Source organism: Rhizobium sp. X9, assembly GCF_018873185.1.
Lineage (GTDB): Bacteria > Pseudomonadota > Alphaproteobacteria > Rhizobiales > Rhizobiaceae > Agrobacterium > Agrobacterium oryzihabitans.
The window spans coordinates 3072384-3087708 of sequence record NZ_CP071311.1 but is presented as its reverse complement, the minus strand read 5'-3'; the positions used below and the strand labels follow the sequence as shown (position 1 = coordinate 3087708).

General features: G+C 59.2%; 16 protein-coding genes. 6 read left to right on the top strand and 10 right to left on the bottom strand.

All coding sequences use genetic code 11. The features are described 5' to 3' along the window. Positions 1 to 26 precede the first annotated feature (26 nt). On the top strand, positions 27 to 1028 hold the full coding sequence (locus JZY08_RS14840) for an aldo/keto reductase (RefSeq protein WP_216330549.1): 1002 nt from the start codon (positions 27 to 29) through the stop codon (positions 1026 to 1028). A 52-nt stretch (positions 1029 to 1080) separates the two neighbouring features. Here JZY08_RS14840 and pheT read toward each other — a convergent pair whose 3' ends face one another. From pheT to infC, 6 genes are all read right to left on the bottom strand, one after another. Beyond that, positions 1081 to 3504, bottom strand: a complete 2424-nt coding sequence (gene pheT / locus JZY08_RS14835; protein WP_216330548.1) for a phenylalanine--tRNA ligase subunit beta — start codon at positions 3502 to 3504, stop codon at positions 1081 to 1083. 24 nt (positions 3505 to 3528) lie between these two features. Next, complete coding sequence (gene pheS / locus JZY08_RS14830; RefSeq protein ID WP_216330547.1) at positions 3529 to 4611, bottom strand: phenylalanine--tRNA ligase subunit alpha; 1083 nt, start codon at positions 4609 to 4611, stop codon at positions 3529 to 3531. Next, positions 4604 to 5482: a serine/threonine protein phosphatase gene (locus JZY08_RS14825; protein ID WP_216330546.1), complete on the bottom strand. Its 879-nt coding sequence runs from the start codon at positions 5480 to 5482 to the stop codon at positions 4604 to 4606. Before JZY08_RS14825 ends, pheS begins: the two co-directional genes overlap by 8 nt. Positions 5483 to 5659: 177 nt before the next feature. Further along, entirely contained in the window at positions 5660 to 6064 is a 405-nt protein-coding gene (gene rplT / locus JZY08_RS14820; RefSeq protein WP_003493358.1) for a 50S ribosomal protein L20, read from the bottom strand. A gap of 40 nt (positions 6065 to 6104) precedes the next feature. Further along, positions 6105 to 6308 (bottom strand): 50S ribosomal protein L35, encoded by a 204-nt coding sequence (gene rpmI, locus JZY08_RS14815; RefSeq protein ID WP_003493355.1) that lies wholly within the window; start codon positions 6306 to 6308, stop codon positions 6105 to 6107. A gap of 191 nt (positions 6309 to 6499) precedes the next feature. Next, positions 6500 to 7036 (bottom strand): translation initiation factor IF-3, encoded by a 537-nt coding sequence (gene infC / locus JZY08_RS14810; RefSeq protein WP_077224822.1) that lies wholly within the window; start codon positions 7034 to 7036, stop codon positions 6500 to 6502. 187 nt (positions 7037 to 7223) lie between these two features. Between infC and JZY08_RS14805 the strand changes: the two genes are divergently transcribed. Together JZY08_RS14805 and JZY08_RS14800 are read left to right on the top strand one after the other, a co-directional pair. Beyond that, on the top strand, positions 7224 to 8012 hold the full coding sequence (locus JZY08_RS14805) for an alpha/beta hydrolase (protein ID WP_216330545.1): 789 nt from the start codon (positions 7224 to 7226) through the stop codon (positions 8010 to 8012). A gap of 119 nt (positions 8013 to 8131) precedes the next feature. Beyond that, positions 8132 to 8746: a transglutaminase-like cysteine peptidase gene (locus tag JZY08_RS14800; RefSeq protein ID WP_003493336.1), complete on the top strand. Its 615-nt coding sequence runs from the start codon at positions 8132 to 8134 to the stop codon at positions 8744 to 8746. Positions 8747 to 8907: 161 nt separating this feature from the next. Here the strand turns inward: JZY08_RS14800 and mbfA are convergent, their stop codons facing one another. Next, the gene (gene mbfA / locus JZY08_RS14795; RefSeq protein WP_082183506.1) at positions 8908 to 9891 is read right to left on the bottom strand and encodes an iron exporter MbfA; all 984 of its coding nucleotides are present in this window, start codon (positions 9889 to 9891) and stop codon (positions 8908 to 8910) included. Between the two features lie 138 nt (positions 9892 to 10029). Between mbfA and JZY08_RS14790 the strand changes: the two genes are divergently transcribed. Together JZY08_RS14790 and JZY08_RS14785 are read left to right on the top strand one after the other, a co-directional pair. Beyond that, entirely contained in the window at positions 10030 to 10503 is a 474-nt protein-coding gene (locus JZY08_RS14790) for a group III truncated hemoglobin (protein WP_216330544.1), read from the top strand. A gap of 190 nt (positions 10504 to 10693) precedes the next feature. Then, positions 10694 to 11797, top strand: a complete 1104-nt coding sequence (locus tag JZY08_RS14785; RefSeq protein WP_003493330.1) for a TRAP transporter substrate-binding protein — start codon at positions 10694 to 10696, stop codon at positions 11795 to 11797. 9 nt (positions 11798 to 11806) lie between these two features. Here the strand turns inward: JZY08_RS14785 and JZY08_RS14780 are convergent, their stop codons facing one another. After that, positions 11807 to 12901 (bottom strand): helix-turn-helix transcriptional regulator, encoded by a 1095-nt coding sequence (locus tag JZY08_RS14780; protein WP_216331570.1) that lies wholly within the window; start codon positions 12899 to 12901, stop codon positions 11807 to 11809. Positions 12902 to 13042: 141 nt separating this feature from the next. Between JZY08_RS14780 and JZY08_RS14775 the strand changes: the two genes are divergently transcribed. Then, a complete protein-coding gene (locus JZY08_RS14775; RefSeq protein WP_216330543.1) occupies positions 13043 to 14116 on the top strand; it encodes an alpha/beta fold hydrolase in 1074 nt (357 codons plus the stop codon). Positions 14117 to 14133: 17 nt separating this feature from the next. Here the strand turns inward: JZY08_RS14775 and JZY08_RS14770 are convergent, their stop codons facing one another. After that, positions 14134 to 14652: a GNAT family N-acetyltransferase gene (locus JZY08_RS14770; protein WP_216330542.1), complete on the bottom strand. Its 519-nt coding sequence runs from the start codon at positions 14650 to 14652 to the stop codon at positions 14134 to 14136. Positions 14653 to 14672: 20 nt separating this feature from the next. After that, the gene (locus JZY08_RS14765) at positions 14673 to 15251 is read right to left on the bottom strand and encodes an XRE family transcriptional regulator (protein ID WP_216331569.1); all 579 of its coding nucleotides are present in this window, start codon (positions 15249 to 15251) and stop codon (positions 14673 to 14675) included. Between the last annotated feature and the right edge of the window lie 74 nt (positions 15252 to 15325).

The window sequence follows — 15325 nt, the reverse complement described above, 5'->3', positions numbered from 1 at the left end:
GGCGGTTCCTTTGGAAGGACGAACAGATGAAAAAAAGAACCCTTGGAAACAACCTTTCCGTTTCGGCGCTCGGCCTCGGCTGCATGGGCATGACCCACGCCTATAGCCCGACCGGCGATGAGAGCAGCGCAATAGCAACGCTGCACCGCGCCGTCGAACTCGGCGTCACCTTTTTCGATACGGCAGAGGTTTATGGGCCGTACAACAATGAAATCCTCGTCGGCAAAGGCTTGAAGCCCTATCGCGACAAGGTGGTCATTGCCACCAAGTTCGGTTTCAAAATCGACGCCAGCAAACCCGCGGGCCAGATGATGGTGGGCACGGACAGCCGCCCGGAAAATGTGCGCGCGGTCGCCGAAGCCTCCCTCAAACGCCTTGGCGTCGACGTCATCGACCTGTTCTACCAGCATCGCGTTGATCCTGACGTTCCGATCGAAGATACGGTGGGCGCCATGGCGGAACTGGTCCGGCAGGGCAAGGTGAAATACCTCGGCCTTTCGGAAGCGAGTGCCGAAACACTTCGCAAGGCGCATTCCACGCATCCGATCGCGGCCATACAGAGCGAATATTCGTTGTGGACCCGCGATGTGGAGGAAAACGGCGTGCTGGAAACCTGCCGCGAACTTGGCATCGGTTTCGTCCCCTTCAGCCCGCTTGGGCGCGGTGCCCTGACGGGGGCGCTGAAGTCGCTCGACGGCCTTGCATCCGACGATTTCCGCCGCGGCCTGCCGCGCTTCCAAAGTGAAAACTTCGATGCCAATCTGGCGCTCATCAAGCTTCTGGAAGACATGGCTGCCGAAAAGAGTGTTACCGCCGGGCAGCTGGCGCTCGCCTGGGTGCTGGCGCAGGGCGACTTCATAGTGCCCATTCCTGGCACGACAAAAATCGCCAATCTGGAGAAGAACGTCGCAGCGGCGGATGTTTCGCTGACGGCGGATGAAGCCGCAAGCCTCGGAGCGCTGCTTTCCCCGGCAAAGGTCGCCGGCGCACGCTATCCCGAGCGTATGTCGCAGATGGCCAACCGTTAAAAACAAAAAAGCCGCGGCATTTGCCGCGGCTTTTTTATTCCGTCATCCGTTTTCAGGCGCGCAGAACGCCGCCCGTCGATTTCTCGACATTGCCAACGATCTTGGCGGTCAGCGCCTCAAAGTCCTCGTCCGTCAGCGTCTTGTCGACCGGCTGAATCTGAACCTCGATGGCGATGGACTTGCGGTTTTCGCCAAGCGATGCACCTTCGAAAACGTCAAAGACGTTGACACCGGTGATCAATTTGCGATCAGCGCTTGTTGCGGCCTTGATGATGGCGCCCGCTTCGACCGACTTGTCGACCACGAAGGCGAAGTCGCGCTTGACTGCCTGGAAAGGCGAGAGTTCAAGGGCCGGCTTGGTGCGGGTCGCCTTCTTCTTCGGCTCCGGCATGGCGTCGAGATAGATCTCGAAACCGCTATAGACACCGGAAACATCCAGCTCTGACAGCGTCTTCGGGTGGAATTCACCGAAATAACCGAGCACGACCTTCGGACCCATCTTGATGGTGCCGGAGCGGCCGGGGTGATACCAGCCGGGACCGCCGGCTTCGATCTGCACATTGGCCATGGGCAGGCCGCAGGCTTCCAGCACCGCCAGCGCATCGGCCTTGGCGTCATAGACATCCACCGGCTTGCCACCGCCCTTGACAGTGTTGGACCACATGCGGCCGCTGCCTGCGAGCGAGGCCGTGCCACGGCGAACACCGCCGGCCACACGCCGCTGGGTTTCCGGCGTATCGCCCTCATAGGTGCCGGAGACCTCGAAGATCGCCACGTCGCCATGGCCCTTGTCGGCATTGCGCTGTGCTGCGGTCAGAAGGCCCGGCAGCAGCGAAGGACGCATGTCCGACATATCGGCCGCGATGGGGTTGGCCAGCTTCAGGGCGGGGGAACCGCCGCCGAAAAGCTTCGCCTGGGCTTCCGGGATGAAGGACCAGGTGACGGCCTCGAGCATGCCGCGGCTTGCCAGCGCACGGCGCGCGGTGCGGGTGCGGATCTGCAGCGTGGTCAGGATACGGCCGTTGACGGCGCCGAAGCTTTCCAGCGGCTCCGGCTTGATGTTGTCGACGCCATGGATGCGCATGACCTCTTCCACCAGATCGGCCTTGCCATCAACATCCGGACGCCACGACGGCACGGTGACGGACACGCGTTCACCCGTTCCTTCGACACCGAAACCGAGGCCTTTAAGAATGGTGAGGCTCTCTTCCGCCGAGACTTCCAGCCCCGTCAGGCGCTTCACTTCCGCCAGCGGAAAATCAACGACCTTCGGTTGATGGCCCTTGTAACCGACAACCTTGGCTTCGCCGGCAACGCCGCCGCACAATTCCAGAACCAGTTCGGTGGTGCGTTCCAGACCCGGAACCATATATTCCGGATCGACGCCACGCTCGAAGCGATAACGCGCATCGGTGATGATGCCGAGCGAACGGCCGGTCTTGGCGATATTGATCGGATCCCAGAGAGCGGATTCGATCAGCACATCGACGGTGTTTTCGTCGCAGCCGGAATGTTCGCCGCCCATGATGCCGCCGATGGACTCCAGGCCCTTTTCGTCGGCGATGACGACATTGTTCGGGCCAAGCTTGTATTCGCGCTGGTCGAGCGCGAGGATCGTCTCACCCTCTTTCGCACGGCGAACCGTCAGATCGCCCTTGACCTTGGCAGCATCGAAGACGTGCATCGGTCGGCCCTGATCGAAGGTCATGTAGTTGGTGATATCAACAAGCGCATTGATAGGACGCAGGCCGATCGCCATCAGGCGCTGCTGCATCCACTTCGGGCTCGGGCCGTTCTTTACACCGCGCACGATGCGCAGCGAAAAGCCGGGGCAGAGGGCCGCGTCGTCCAACTCCAGCTTCACAGTGACCGGCGTTGCGCCTTCAATCTTGAAGGACGGCGCAGGCTTTGTCTTCAGCTTGCCGAGACCGGAAGCGGCGAGATCGCGGGCAATGCCATAGATCGAGGTGCAGTCCGGACGGTTTGGCGTCAGATTGATCTCGATGACCGGATCGTCGAGCCCCGCATAGGTGGCGAAGGAGGTACCAACCGGCGCGTCTTCCGGCAGATCGATGATGCCGTCATGGCTGTCGGAAATGTTCAGCTCCTTTTCGGAGCACATCATGCCGTGGCTTTCGACACCGCGTATTTTTCCAACCGCAAGCGTGACATCGATGCCCGGGACATACACACCGGGACGCGCCAGCGCACCGACGAGGCCGGCGCGTGCATTCGGCGCGCCGCAGACGATCTGCACGGGCTTGCCGTCACCGGCATCCACCATCAGCACCTTGAGGCGGTCTGCCTCCGGATGCTTTTCGGCGGAAACGACCTTGGCGATGACGAAGGGCTTGTAGGCCGCCTTGTCGTCCACGTCCTCGACCTCGAGACCGATCGCCGTCAGCCGCTCGCAAATCTCGTCCAGCGTCGCATCCGTTTCGAGATGCTCTTTCAGCCAGGAAAGAGTGAATTTCATGTCTTTGCTCCTTGGCTAACCGGATTAAACGCTCAAACCGCCGAACAGCGTCGGCATGTCGAGCGGGCGGAAGCCGTAGTGGTTCATCCAGCGGACATCGGCGTTGAAGAAATCGCGCAGGTCCGGCATGCCGTATTTCAGCATGGCGATGCGGTCGAGGCCCATGCCCCAGGCAAAGCCCTGATATTCATCCGGGTCCAGCCCGCCGGCGCGCAGCACATTCGGGTGCACCATGCCGCAACCGAGGATTTCCATCCAGTCCTTGCCTTCGCCGAACTTGACGATGGGGCCGGAACGATCACACTGGATATCCACCTCGAAGCTCGGCTCCGTGAAGGGGAAGAACGACGGGCGGAAGCGCATGACGACGCTGTCCACCTCGAAGAAGGTCTTGCAGAACTCTTCCAGAATCCAGCGCAGATTGCCGACATGCGCCTTCTTGTCGATGACAAGGCCTTCGACCTGATGGAACATCGGCGAGTGGGTGGCGTCGGAGTCCTGACGGTAGGTCTTGCCGGGAATGACGATACGGATCGGCGGCTTCTGGCTCTCCATGGTGCGGATCTGCACCGGCGAGGTGTGAGTGCGCAGCACCTTGCGCTCGCCGTTTTCATCCGGCTGGAAGAAGAAGGTGTCATGCATTTCGCGGGCCGGATGGCCTTCGGGGAAATTCAGCGCCGTGAAGTTGTAATAGTCGGTCTCGATGTCAGGACCTTCGGCAATCGAGAAGCCCATATCCGCGAAGATCGCGGTGATTTCGTCGACGATCTGGCTGATGGGATGAATGCGGCCACGCTCGGCCGGAGACTGGCGGACCGGCAGGCTGACATCCAGCGTTTCCGCCTTCAGACGGGCGGCAATCGCAGCATCCTTCAGGCCGCTCTTGCGTTCACCGATCAGGTCGGTGATTTCGGTCTTCAGCTGGTTGATGGCAGCGCCACGGGTCTGACGCTCTTCCGGCGTCATTGTTCCAAGCGTCTTCAGAAGCTCCGAAACCGAGCCCTTCTTGCCAAGCGCGGAGACGCGCACGGCTTCGATAGCCGGCTCATCGGCAGCGGCGGCGATCTCCGACATCAGTTGCGATTTCAAGGTATCAAGTTCAGTCATCTTTTCCTGCCTTGCCGGTATTTTTAACAGCGGCTTCGGGGTTCACAGCATTCATCAGATAGTCGGTCGCCATGATAAAGCGTCGCAGATCACTACCCATCCGCACGCGCCCGATCAACCGGGCAACCGGTAAAAAACGCCCCAGAATGCCGGTCAGACGGCACAATTCTTCCAGCGCCCGTGGCGGGGCGTTTTCGCGCCAGCGGGCAAAGGCCGCATCGCAGGTTTTCGGCGCATCGCAGGCCCGGGTCGCGACCTGTAAAAACAGCAGCCAGACATCGCGCGCCTGCGCCGTCTCAAGCGGCATGACCTCCTGCGGGCGCTCCTCGAAATCCATGAAGCCTATGCGCCCATCCTGGAGAAAGAAGTCGCGCACATGCGGCCGTCCGTGGCAAAGGCCCGCCGCATGCAACTCGCCGAGCGCTTCGGCGGATTTCACCAGCAAGGCGTCATGCTCCACGGGTGTTGCGACCTTCATCGCGTCCATGCGCTCCATCACGGTCGGGCCGACATCTCCCAGCACGACCGCCGTCAGCGAGGAATAGATGACGGGAGGTACAAGGAAACCCCGCGCCTTGAAGACGTGAAGCGTTTCAAGTTCGCGGCGCATCAGGCCTGCGCCATCAAGCGGCGGAGAAGGTCGCATGAAGGTATAGGGCAGCAATTTGGCGAGAAATGTCTGCAGCTTTATCCACCAGGACGGCGTTTCCGTGCCCTGGCGCTTGATCCAGACGGTCGTTGTGGAAAGCTCGAGTTTCTGCACCCGTCGCTCGCTCTTGAGCAGAGCCTGCATCAGGGCCGCGATATCGCCATCTTCAAGATGGACGTGGAAACCCTTCACTTTTTCCGCCTCGCTTGCGGCAACCACCATTTTTACCCCCAGGAATTTGCCGACCGAAACCCGGCCAGATGCTCCACCCTTTTTCTTTGATCCGTATGCACGGTGCTTGCACGCCCTGCAGGAACTGCCGTGGATTCCAAAAATAAAAAACCCGCGCCGGAGAACCGGCGCGGGTTTCAAATGAACAACAGATTGTCCGCGCCGTAATTACTTTACAGCGGTTTCAAACTCGTTGGCCGTACCAGCATCCTTGAGGTACTCAAGCGCCTTCTTCGCTGCTTCAACGAGCGCGCCGAATGCTGCCGGCTCATGGATAGCCATGTCGGACAGAACCTTGCGGTCGACTTCGATACCAGCCTTGTTCAGGCCATCGATGAAGCGGCCGTAGGTCAGGCCGAATTCGCGAACAGCAGCGTTGATACGCTGGATCCACAGAGCGCGGAAGTTGCGCTTGTTGACCTTGCGGTCGCGGTAAGCGTACTGCTTGGAACGATCCACGGCAGCCTTTGCTGCGCGGATGGTGTTCTTGCGGCGGCCGTAGAAGCCCTTGGCTGCCTTGAGTGTCTTGGTGTGCTTGGCGCGGGAAGTTACGCCACGTTTTACGCGTGCCATGTCATGATCTCCTTAAAGTGTCCAAAAGTGCGGAAAAGTCTCAGAGACCGTTCGGCAGGTAGTTCTTGACGACCTTCTTGCCGTCAGCTTCGGCGAGAACCATGGTTCCACGCGCGTCGCGAATGAACTTGTTGGTACGCTTGATCATGCCGTGGCGCTTACCGGCGGCGGCTGCAACAACCTTGCCGGTAGCGGTGATCTTGAACCGCTTCTTTGCAGCGGACTTCGTCTTCATCTTGGGCATTTTGCTACTCCGTTTTTTGTATCGAAACAGGCAGACGAGGCCTATTTCAAGCTATTCAGGAACGGCCTCGGCATGCCCTGCCGGACCGTTCGGACGCGCGCTTATAACCGCAGTCGGCTAAAAGCGCAACGGGGAATGAGAATTTCCCCTTGCGGTGGGATACGCGCCAGTGATGTGAACGCGTAAAAAGATTATTTCGGGGCGAGAACCATCATCATCTGACGGCCTTCCAGCTTCGGCTCAGCTTCAACCTTGGCAATTGCCTGGGTGTCTTCCTTCACCTGAAGGAGAAGCTTCATGCCAAGTTCCTGGTGAGCCATTTCGCGGCCACGGAACTTCAGCGTTACCTTCACCTTGTCGCCTTCGTCAAAGAACCGGTTCATCGCCTTCATCTTCACGTCATAGTCATGCGTGTCGATGTTGGGGCGCATCTTGATTTCCTTGACCTCAACGATCTTCTGTTTCTTGCGCGCCTCGGCCGCCTTCTTCTGGGTCGAGTATTTCAGCTTGCCGAGATCGAGGATCTTGCATACCGGCGGTTCAGCGTTCGGCGAAATCTCAACGAGATCGAGACCAGCCTCCTCCGCCATCTTCAAAGCCTGATCCGTCGGCATGCTACCGAGGTTCTGGCCTTCTTCATCAATAAGCTGAACTCTGGGAACCCGAATTTCCCGGTTGGAGCGCGGCCCCTCCTTGACGGGGGCATCGGCTTTGAAAGGTCTGCGAATGGTCGTATTCTCCTGATCTGTTTCTGGATCACGTCAGCAAAAAACAGCTTGTTTGGTACAAGCGGCGGAAATGTCGTTATTGCCGTGGCGAAGTCAATAGCATATCTGCCCGAAAAGATCACCTGTTGCCACGGTTTTTGCAAATACGCCGCCGATATTGCACGAAAATCAGGAGAATTGCATATACATGACCAAACAAGCCGCTGAATTCCTGCACGTAGGGGCGGGCGACGATGCCCGCAACATCGCCTTTCTCCATCGCCCGGCGGCTTCGGGCGGGAACACGCCCATGCTGGTCTGGCTGGGCGGCTATCGTTCCGACATGACCGGAACCAAGGCGGTGGAACTCGATCGCTTTGCGGCGGAAAACGGCCTTGCCTGCCTGCGGCTCGATTATTCCGGCCACGGCGCTTCCGGCGGTGACTTCAGGAAGGGCACCATCTCAAGATGGCTGGAAGAAGCAATTGCCGTGGTGCGGGCGAAGGCGCCATCGCACGTCATTCTTATCGGCTCTTCGATGGGCGGCTGGATTGCGCTGCGCATGGTCGAGGAGTTGCGCAAGATGGGTGGCGCGCCCTCCGTCGCAGGGCTGGTCCTCATTGCGCCCGCGCCCGATTTCACTGCAGAACTGATAGAGCCGAGCCTGAGCGATGCTGAAAAGGCGTCGCTGGAGGAAAAGGGCTACTTCGAGGAACATTCGGAATACAGCCCCGAGCCCAACATCTTCACGCGCGCGCTGATGGAAGACGGAAAAAAGAACCGCGTTCTGACGGGCATCATCACCACCGGATGCCCCGTTCACATCCTCCAGGGCATGCGCGATCCGGATGTGCCCTATCAGCATGCGCTGAAGCTCATGGAACATCTGCCGGCCGATGATGTCGTCCTGACGCTGATCCGCGATGGCGACCACCGGCTTTCCCGGCCGCAGGATATCGACAGGATGCTGGCCGCGGTCAAAGCCCTTGCAATATAGGCATTTGCGCAACGCTCTTAACCATATTCAACGAGTCTTGCGCATCGCCGATTGCTAATGATTGACTCAAGCCCCCCATCCCTCTTAACTTTTCGTTAAGAATTTAAGGGACGGGTTTCATGATGAACGCACCGCTGGCGCGTGCGCTGCTGTCTGCAGTTGCCGCCGGGCTAATGACTGCTGCTTCCGCCATGGCGGAAACCAAGGGAAGCCCTTCCATGGTGACGGGCGGAATTACATCCCAGCCGATCGGCCATTATGAGTTCTGTCAGAAATATGCGGACGAGTGCAACATTCGCAGCAAGATGACGCCGCCGCCGCGCGTTACCGACTATGGCTGGGGTGTGGTTCGCGAGATCAACACCTCCGTCAACACCACCGTCGTCGCCATGACCGACCAGGAAATCTACGGCAAGGACGAAGTGTGGGAATATCCGACGACCGCAGGCGACTGCGAAGATTTCGTGCTGCTGAAGCGCAAGAAGCTGATCGAGCGCGGTTTCTCCGTTGCCGACCTCTTGATCACCGTCGTGCGCAAGCCGGACGGTGAAGGCCATGCCGTGCTGACGCTCCGCACGACCGATGGCGATTACATTCTCGACAACCTCACCGACGATGTGAAGCTCTGGACCGACACCAACTACACCTATCTGAAGCGGCAGGCGTCCTTCAATACGGGTCGCTGGGTCTCCATCGAGGATGGCCGCGACATTCTGGTTGGCGCATTGCGCTGACGGCTGGAAAACCTCGCCTCCGTCATCCTCGGGCTTGACCCGAGGACCCACAATTTCAGTGGCTTATGGATTCTCGGGTCAAGCTCCAGAATGACGTCGCGTTTTAGGCAAGGCTGTTATCCGACAAGCCTCGGTCATTATTCTCGCAGCCTTTCCAGCTCTCACCCATTGCCGATGATGATGCCGGCGGCGAGCACCAGCGAGCCGCCAAGCACCACCTGAAACACGGCCCGCAGGAACGGCGTTTCCATGAAACGGTTCTGAATGAAGGCGATGGCCCAGAGTTCCACGAAGACGACGATGGCGGCGATAGCCGTGGCCGTCCAGAAATGCGGAATGAGATAGGGAAGCGCGTGGCCAAGGCCGCCGACGGCCGTCATGATGCCCGAGGCGAAACCGCGCTTTACCGGAGAGCCACGGCCGGAAAGCTTGCCATCGTCATGGGCAGCCTCGGTGAAACCCATGGAAATACCCGCACCGACGGAGGCGGAGAGGCCGATCAGAAAGGTCTGCCAGGTATCCTGCGTGGCAAAGGCGGCGGCAAAGATTGGCGCCAGTGTGGAGACCGAGCCATCCATCAACCCCGCAAGGCCCGGCTGCACATAGGTCAGAAGAAATTGCCGTTTTGCGGTTTCCGCCTCTTCGGTCTTGCCGTTTTCGTCGAGATGTTTCTCTTCAAGCATCTGCGCGATGTCTTCGTGGCCACGCTCGGCCTCAGCCAGATCGCCCAGCAGCTTGCGCGTTGAAGCATCGCTGGTGCGCTTCACCGCCTCATCATAGAAACGGATCGCCTGGGCTTCCATCAATTCGGCCTGTGCGCGAATTTTCTCGAGCGACAGGTTCTTTACGAGCCAGTCCGGCGTGCGCTCGTAAAATCCGCGCACATGCTCGCGCCGGATCAGCGGGATCGTTTCTCCGAAGCGGCGGCGATGCATGTCGATCAGCACGTTACGATGCTGCTGCTCAACCTCGGCCATGTCGTCGAAGACCCTTGCGGATTGCGGAAATTGCGCACGCAAATGATCGGCATAGGAGCGGTAAATGCGGGAATCATCCTCTTCGGATGAAATGGCGAGCGCCAGGATTTCCTGTTCACCAAGGGAGGAAAAAGGACGTTTGGACAGGGAAAAAAGACTGCGGAACATGACTGAAACCTTTTTAGAATAATTCTAAATACATCTGGATCGCGTCACGATCAAGCTTTTTAGAATAATTCTAATGGGCCAAAGGGTCGCATTGCGGATGGCGGTAGAGCGACGTAAATTCACTGAAAAGGAAGCACGATGCAGGACCCAATCACGGCAAGAGCCGCACACAATGCGGAAATTCGAGACAGGGCGGAAAAGGCCATGGCGGAGATCGGCGTCGATGCCGGTTTCATCGACCTGCTGGTGGAGACATTTTACGGCCGCGTTCTCAACCATCCCGCACTCGGCCCTGTCTTCGACGCACGGCTTGCCGGACGCTGGCCAGAGCACATGGCCAGAATGAAACAGTTCTGGAGTGGCGTCGCCTTCAAGAACGGCAGTTATGGCGGCAAGCCGGTGCAGGCGCATCTTGGCGTAAATGGCATGTCGGCAGAGCTTTTCCCGCAATGGCTCACGTTATTCTCCGCTACGCTTGACGATATCGCGCCGAGCCGACAGGCCCATGACTGGTTCATGGAAACGGCGCAACGCATCGCCAGAAGCCTGACGCTTTCGCTGTTTTACAATCCGGCGATGGACGACCCGGCGTTAAAGCGCACCCATCCGTAACGACGTCTGGACAGTGGCCACAGGAAGGGCGTGATCGCGCGCCAAAGCAGCAACCAAAAAGGCGCTGCAGGAGACCGCGCAAGTTTCGAACATTCCCTCTTGATGGCCGCAAGGATAAATGTTTAGTAGCCAGCGGGAGGCGTACCGTGCGGTTCGCCTGTAATATGCAGACATAGCAGGGCTTATCGACATGGATCGTAGATCATTTATCCGCAAGGCGGGCGCTGTTGGCGCCGGTGTTACCGCAACGGCACTGGCCGCCCCGGCCATTGCGCAGGAAAACCCAAAAATCACCTGGCGCATGACGTCGTCCTTCACCAAGGGCCTCGACATTCTTTTCGGCGCGGGCCAGATCGTCGCCGATCATGTCAAGGAAGCCTCAGGCGGCAACTTCGTCATCCAGCATTTCGCCGGTGGCGAAATCGTGCCGGCGTTGCAGGCGGCGGATGCGGTGACGGCCGGAACCGTCGAAATGGCGCATACCTGCTCCTATTATTATGTCGGCAAGGACCCGACCTTCGCGCTTGGTACTTCGGTTCCCTTCGGTCTCAATGCGCGCCAGACCAATGCCTGGTTCAACCAGGCCGGCGGCAACGAGCTGCTGAATGAATTCCTCGCCCAGCACAACATCTACTCGATCCTTCTCGGCAATACCGGTGCCCAGATGGGCGGCTGGTTCCGCAAGGAAATCAACACCATCGACGACCTGAAGGGTCTGAAGATGCGCATTGCCGGCCTGACTGGCCAGGTGATGCAGAAAGTTGGCGTGACACCGCAGCAGATCGCCGGGGGCGATGTTTATGCCGCTCTGGAAAAGGGCACGATCGATGCCACCGAATTCGTCGGTCCCTATGACGACCAGAAGCTCGGCTTCTACAAGGTCGCGAAATATTACTACTATCCGGCATGGTGGGAAGGCGGCCCAGCCGTTCATGCTTTCGTGAACCTGCAGAAGTTCAACGAGCTGCCGGAGAACTACAAGCGCATCCTGAAAGACGCCTGTGCGGCCGGTAGCGCCAGCATGCTGGAGCGTTACGACGCGCACAACCCGAAGGCGCTGAAGGAACTCGTGGCACAGGGCGCCATCCTGCGGCCGTTCAGCCAGGAGATCCTCGATGTCTGCCACAAGGCGGCGCAGGACACCTATGCGGAGATTTCGGCCAAGAACGAAAGCTTCAAGAAGATCTACGAAAGCCAGCAGGCGTTCAAGAAGGACGCCTATCTCTGGGCCCAGATCGCCGAATATACCTATGATACCTATATGATGATCCAGCAACGCAACGGCACGCTCTGATCCCGTTCATCATTTTCCGACCATCTTCAGACGGTCATCCGGCGCAGGCCGGGTGGCCGTTTTGTTTGGCGAGACCAGCTTCCACACCTGCCGTTCACGCCAGTCGATCGGGCTCATGCCGGTGACACGGCGAAATTCCCGGTTGAAGTTGGACTTGGTCTGGAAACCGGAGGAGAACATGATCGCGGTTACCGATTGTTCCGTCTCCTCCAGCAGGCGGCAGGCTTCGCGGATACGGAGCTGGTTGACATATTGCGAGACGTTCACGCCAAGCGAGCGATTGATGGCCCCTGATATCTGCCGGCTCGGCAGGCCGAGACGTCTTGCAAGCCGGGTCAGGTTGAGGTTCTCGTCACGGTAAAGCGCCTGCGCGGTCATCAGGCTGTCAAGGCTTGCTACAATGTCGCGGTCCTGTTGCGATGGCTCGGAAGGAGGCGGCAGTTCCTCAGATGGCTCCGCAGATGTTTGCGGTCCTTTGCTTTTTCCAGCCAGAGCCGCCATCAGACCGATGAGCAACAGCCCGAAAAGATTGGCGTTGCTGACGAGAACGGCGACATTTTCTCCATGAGCCCATTCGAAATCGAGAAACACCAGAAGATCGAACAGCGCTGAAACACAAAGTGCCACGGCGGCGATGATGAGCGCCCTGTGCGCCGAGTTGACACTGGCAAATTGCGCCTCGTCCAGCCCGTCAGGCCCTTTTCCTCCCAGAAGAAGCAGTGCGGCGGCATGGCCGACAAAGATGAGGATCAAGGCAGGATCGATCGCAACCGGCAGGGCGAATTCCAGAGCGATGATTAGCAGAGGCGAAAGCACGAGACTTGCCAACATCGCTCTTCTGCTCTCTGCGCCGACCCTCATCAGGCCGCGAAAGGCGATGTAAACGAGGGGCGGCAGGCAGGCGGCCAGAACCGGCAGGACGTAACGCACCGCATTCACGCCATACCCCCAGCGCAGGCCGACAAGAACGGATTGCACCGCGCAAAGGGCGATCAGGGCCAGAAAGGCGCGGTTCGTGCGCACATCGTCCCCGCTTCGAACGAAGACGATGAACATGACAACCAGCAGAAGCGCCACAACGAATGGCAACGGTATGAACAGCACGAACGAATACCCCCAAACGGCGACCTGTTGTCTTCCCATGGACCAGATCACGTTTCGGTACGACCTGAAACGCGATCAAGGACGCCGAAAATACGTGACGGCGCAGATTGAGCCTCGTTTTTCCAACAGCACGAGGTTTCCATGCGTTCCATCGTCACCACCACGATAATACTGTTTTCCGCTTTTCTCACCCAGCCCGTTTTTGCGGCCGAAGCTGTCGGCGTCAGCGAAATCGCCATCCCTTCTCCCGAACGCGGAAAAAATCTTGCCGTCACCGTCTGGTATCCATCCGACGGCAGCGGCGTGAAGACGCTTTCCGGCGACGATCGGATTTTTCAGGGTACGCCCGTCTTCAAGGACGGCGCCGTGAAGCCGGGTCACCTGCCGCTGGTGCTTCTGTCGCACGGCTCGGGTTCAAGAGTGACCGGCATGGGCTGGATCGCCGCGAGACTGGCCAGCGAAGGTTTCATCGTCGCCGGACCCAACCATCCCGGCACCACCAGCGGCGATTCAACCCCCGCCGACACGCCGAAAATCTGGGAGCGGACCAACGATCTTTCCACAATCGTGACAGCCTTGACGACGCAAGGCAGCTGGTCCGGCGCAATCAACACAGACAGGATCGGCGTCCTCGGCTTTTCGCTGGGCGGAAGTGCTGCTCTGGAAATCTCGGGCGCGCGCGCCGATCTCGACGCCTATGCGCGTTATTGCGACGAGTATGCCACGATGATGGATTGCCAATGGTTTGCTGGCGGCAGGGGCTATGTCGATAACGAGCCAGTCGGCGTGACGAAGCTCGATCTGCACAGCATCGACAAGGCCCGCTTCGAGCAGCAGAACCGCGATCCCCGCATCCGCTCCGCCGTGCTGGTCGATCCCGGCCTGGCGCTCGCCTTCCAACCCGACAGCCTGAAAGCGATTGATATTCCGCTGACCTTCATCAATCTCGGCAGCAAGGGGAAAATTCCGCCTGCCGTGCTTGCGAACAGGCTTGCGGCTGCGATACACGCCGCAACCTACCAGCAGGTCGATGAGGCCGATCACTTCAGCTTCCTGCCCCTTTGCAAACCGGATGCCGGCGCATTTCTCAAATCCGTCGGCGAGCGCGATCCGATCTGCGAACCGGCCGGGTCCCGCGACCGAGGGGATATTCATGCGCAGCTGGAGACGATGATCGTCGCCGCCTTCAACCGCACATTGAAGCCGGGACAATAAGAGGCAGCCTGAAGGGCCTAGCCGATCCGTTTGTAAAACAGGGTCGTGCCGCAGAAGCGCCCGTCGGGAAACAGTGCGTAGTCGGGAATAACGCCGACCCGCTCCCAGCCGAGACGGGGATAGATCGCCTCCGCGTCACTGCCCGTGGCCGTATCCAGCACCAAAAGGGTGCGGCCACGTTTTGCCGCCTCCTCCTCGACTTTTTGCATGAGCTTGCGGGCAAGCCCCAGGCCACGCGCGGAAGGATGCACAAGGAGCTTCATCAGATCGCCGCGATGCGGCTGGTTCGGTTTGGAGGCAAGGCCGACCTGCACGGTGCCCACCACCTTGCCATCCGCTTCCGCCACCACGTGAATGGTACCGCCCTCACCTACCGCTTCTGCAACTGCCTGCCAGAAGGGCTCAGCATCCTGCGGTGAAAAGGGCAACATGAAACCCACGGATGCGCCGCCGTTCACGCAGGCGGCCAGAACGTCGCAAAGTTCGGGCAAGGCGTCGATGGTCTCTTGCCCGTTCAACACACGGATGGTGGTCATGATAACTCCTGTCGGGAAAATCAGCGCTGCTTTTGATCCAGCACGACGGCATAACGGGCAGGTTTTTGCGTGGGATTGTGGAAAACATGCCCCTCGCCCACCGGCATGAAAAGACAATCGCCGGGTTCCAGCCGGTAGATTTCTCCGCCGCTCGTCATTTCAAGCACACCTTCGAAAAGCCAGACATATTGCGTCATGCCGCGGCTTGCCGCATGCGGCGGGAAACCGACACGTGCACCCGCCGGGAACTCGACCTCGACGATATCGACGTCGGAACCGACGCGTGGAGGCGAGATGGCGCGGCGCACATAACCGGTCTCCGGGTCTTTCCAGAGCTGCTGGTCGCGCTTTTTCACCAGTGGGGAAACGGCCTCTTCGTTTTCGGCGAAAAAGCCGGACAGGGACAGGCCAAGTGCGGCGCAGATGCGGGCAAGCAGCGACGCCGTGGGGCTCGCCTCACCACGTTCGATGCGGGAAATCATGGCACGGCTGACGCCGGATTCGGCGGCAAGCTGGTCCAGCGTCAGGCCGTTTTCAGCGCGCAACGTTTTGATGCGCTCACCGATCGAGCGTTCGAGAATAAAATCTTCGTTTTCCATCATGCGAGAATTACATTTCTCATATGATGGAGTCAATATCCATCATATGAGAAACGATGATCGCCTTTTGCCGC

Excerpts from the sequence above, each read along its gene's own strand:
- JZY08_RS14840 (WP_216330549.1), top strand. The coding sequence starts at position 27 with ATGAAAAAAAGAACCCTTGGAAACAACCTTTCCGTTTCGGCGCTCGGC.
- pheT (WP_216330548.1), bottom strand. The coding sequence starts at position 3,504 with ATGAAATTCACTCTTTCCTGGCTGAAAGAGCATCTCGAAACGGATGCG.
- pheS (WP_216330547.1), bottom strand. The coding sequence starts at position 4,611 with ATGACTGAACTTGATACCTTGAAATCGCAACTGATGTCGGAGATCGCC.
- JZY08_RS14825 (WP_216330546.1), bottom strand. The coding sequence starts at position 5,482 with ATGGTGGTTGCCGCAAGCGAGGCGGAAAAAGTGAAGGGTTTCCACGTC.
- rplT (WP_003493358.1), bottom strand. The coding sequence starts at position 6,064 with ATGGCACGCGTAAAACGTGGCGTAACTTCCCGCGCCAAGCACACCAAG.
- rpmI (WP_003493355.1), bottom strand. The coding sequence starts at position 6,308 with ATGCCCAAGATGAAGACGAAGTCCGCTGCAAAGAAGCGGTTCAAGATC.
- JZY08_RS14805 (WP_216330545.1), top strand. The coding sequence starts at position 7,224 with ATGACCAAACAAGCCGCTGAATTCCTGCACGTAGGGGCGGGCGACGAT.
- JZY08_RS14800 (WP_003493336.1), top strand. The coding sequence starts at position 8,132 with ATGATGAACGCACCGCTGGCGCGTGCGCTGCTGTCTGCAGTTGCCGCC.
- mbfA (WP_082183506.1), bottom strand. The coding sequence starts at position 9,891 with ATGTTCCGCAGTCTTTTTTCCCTGTCCAAACGTCCTTTTTCCTCCCTT.
- JZY08_RS14790 (WP_216330544.1), top strand. The coding sequence starts at position 10,030 with ATGCAGGACCCAATCACGGCAAGAGCCGCACACAATGCGGAAATTCGA.
- JZY08_RS14785 (WP_003493330.1), top strand. The coding sequence starts at position 10,694 with ATGGATCGTAGATCATTTATCCGCAAGGCGGGCGCTGTTGGCGCCGGT.
- JZY08_RS14775 (WP_216330543.1), top strand. The coding sequence starts at position 13,043 with ATGCGTTCCATCGTCACCACCACGATAATACTGTTTTCCGCTTTTCTC.
- JZY08_RS14770 (WP_216330542.1), bottom strand. The coding sequence starts at position 14,652 with ATGACCACCATCCGTGTGTTGAACGGGCAAGAGACCATCGACGCCTTG.
- JZY08_RS14765 (WP_216331569.1), bottom strand. The coding sequence starts at position 15,251 with ATGGAAAACGAAGATTTTATTCTCGAACGCTCGATCGGTGAGCGCATC.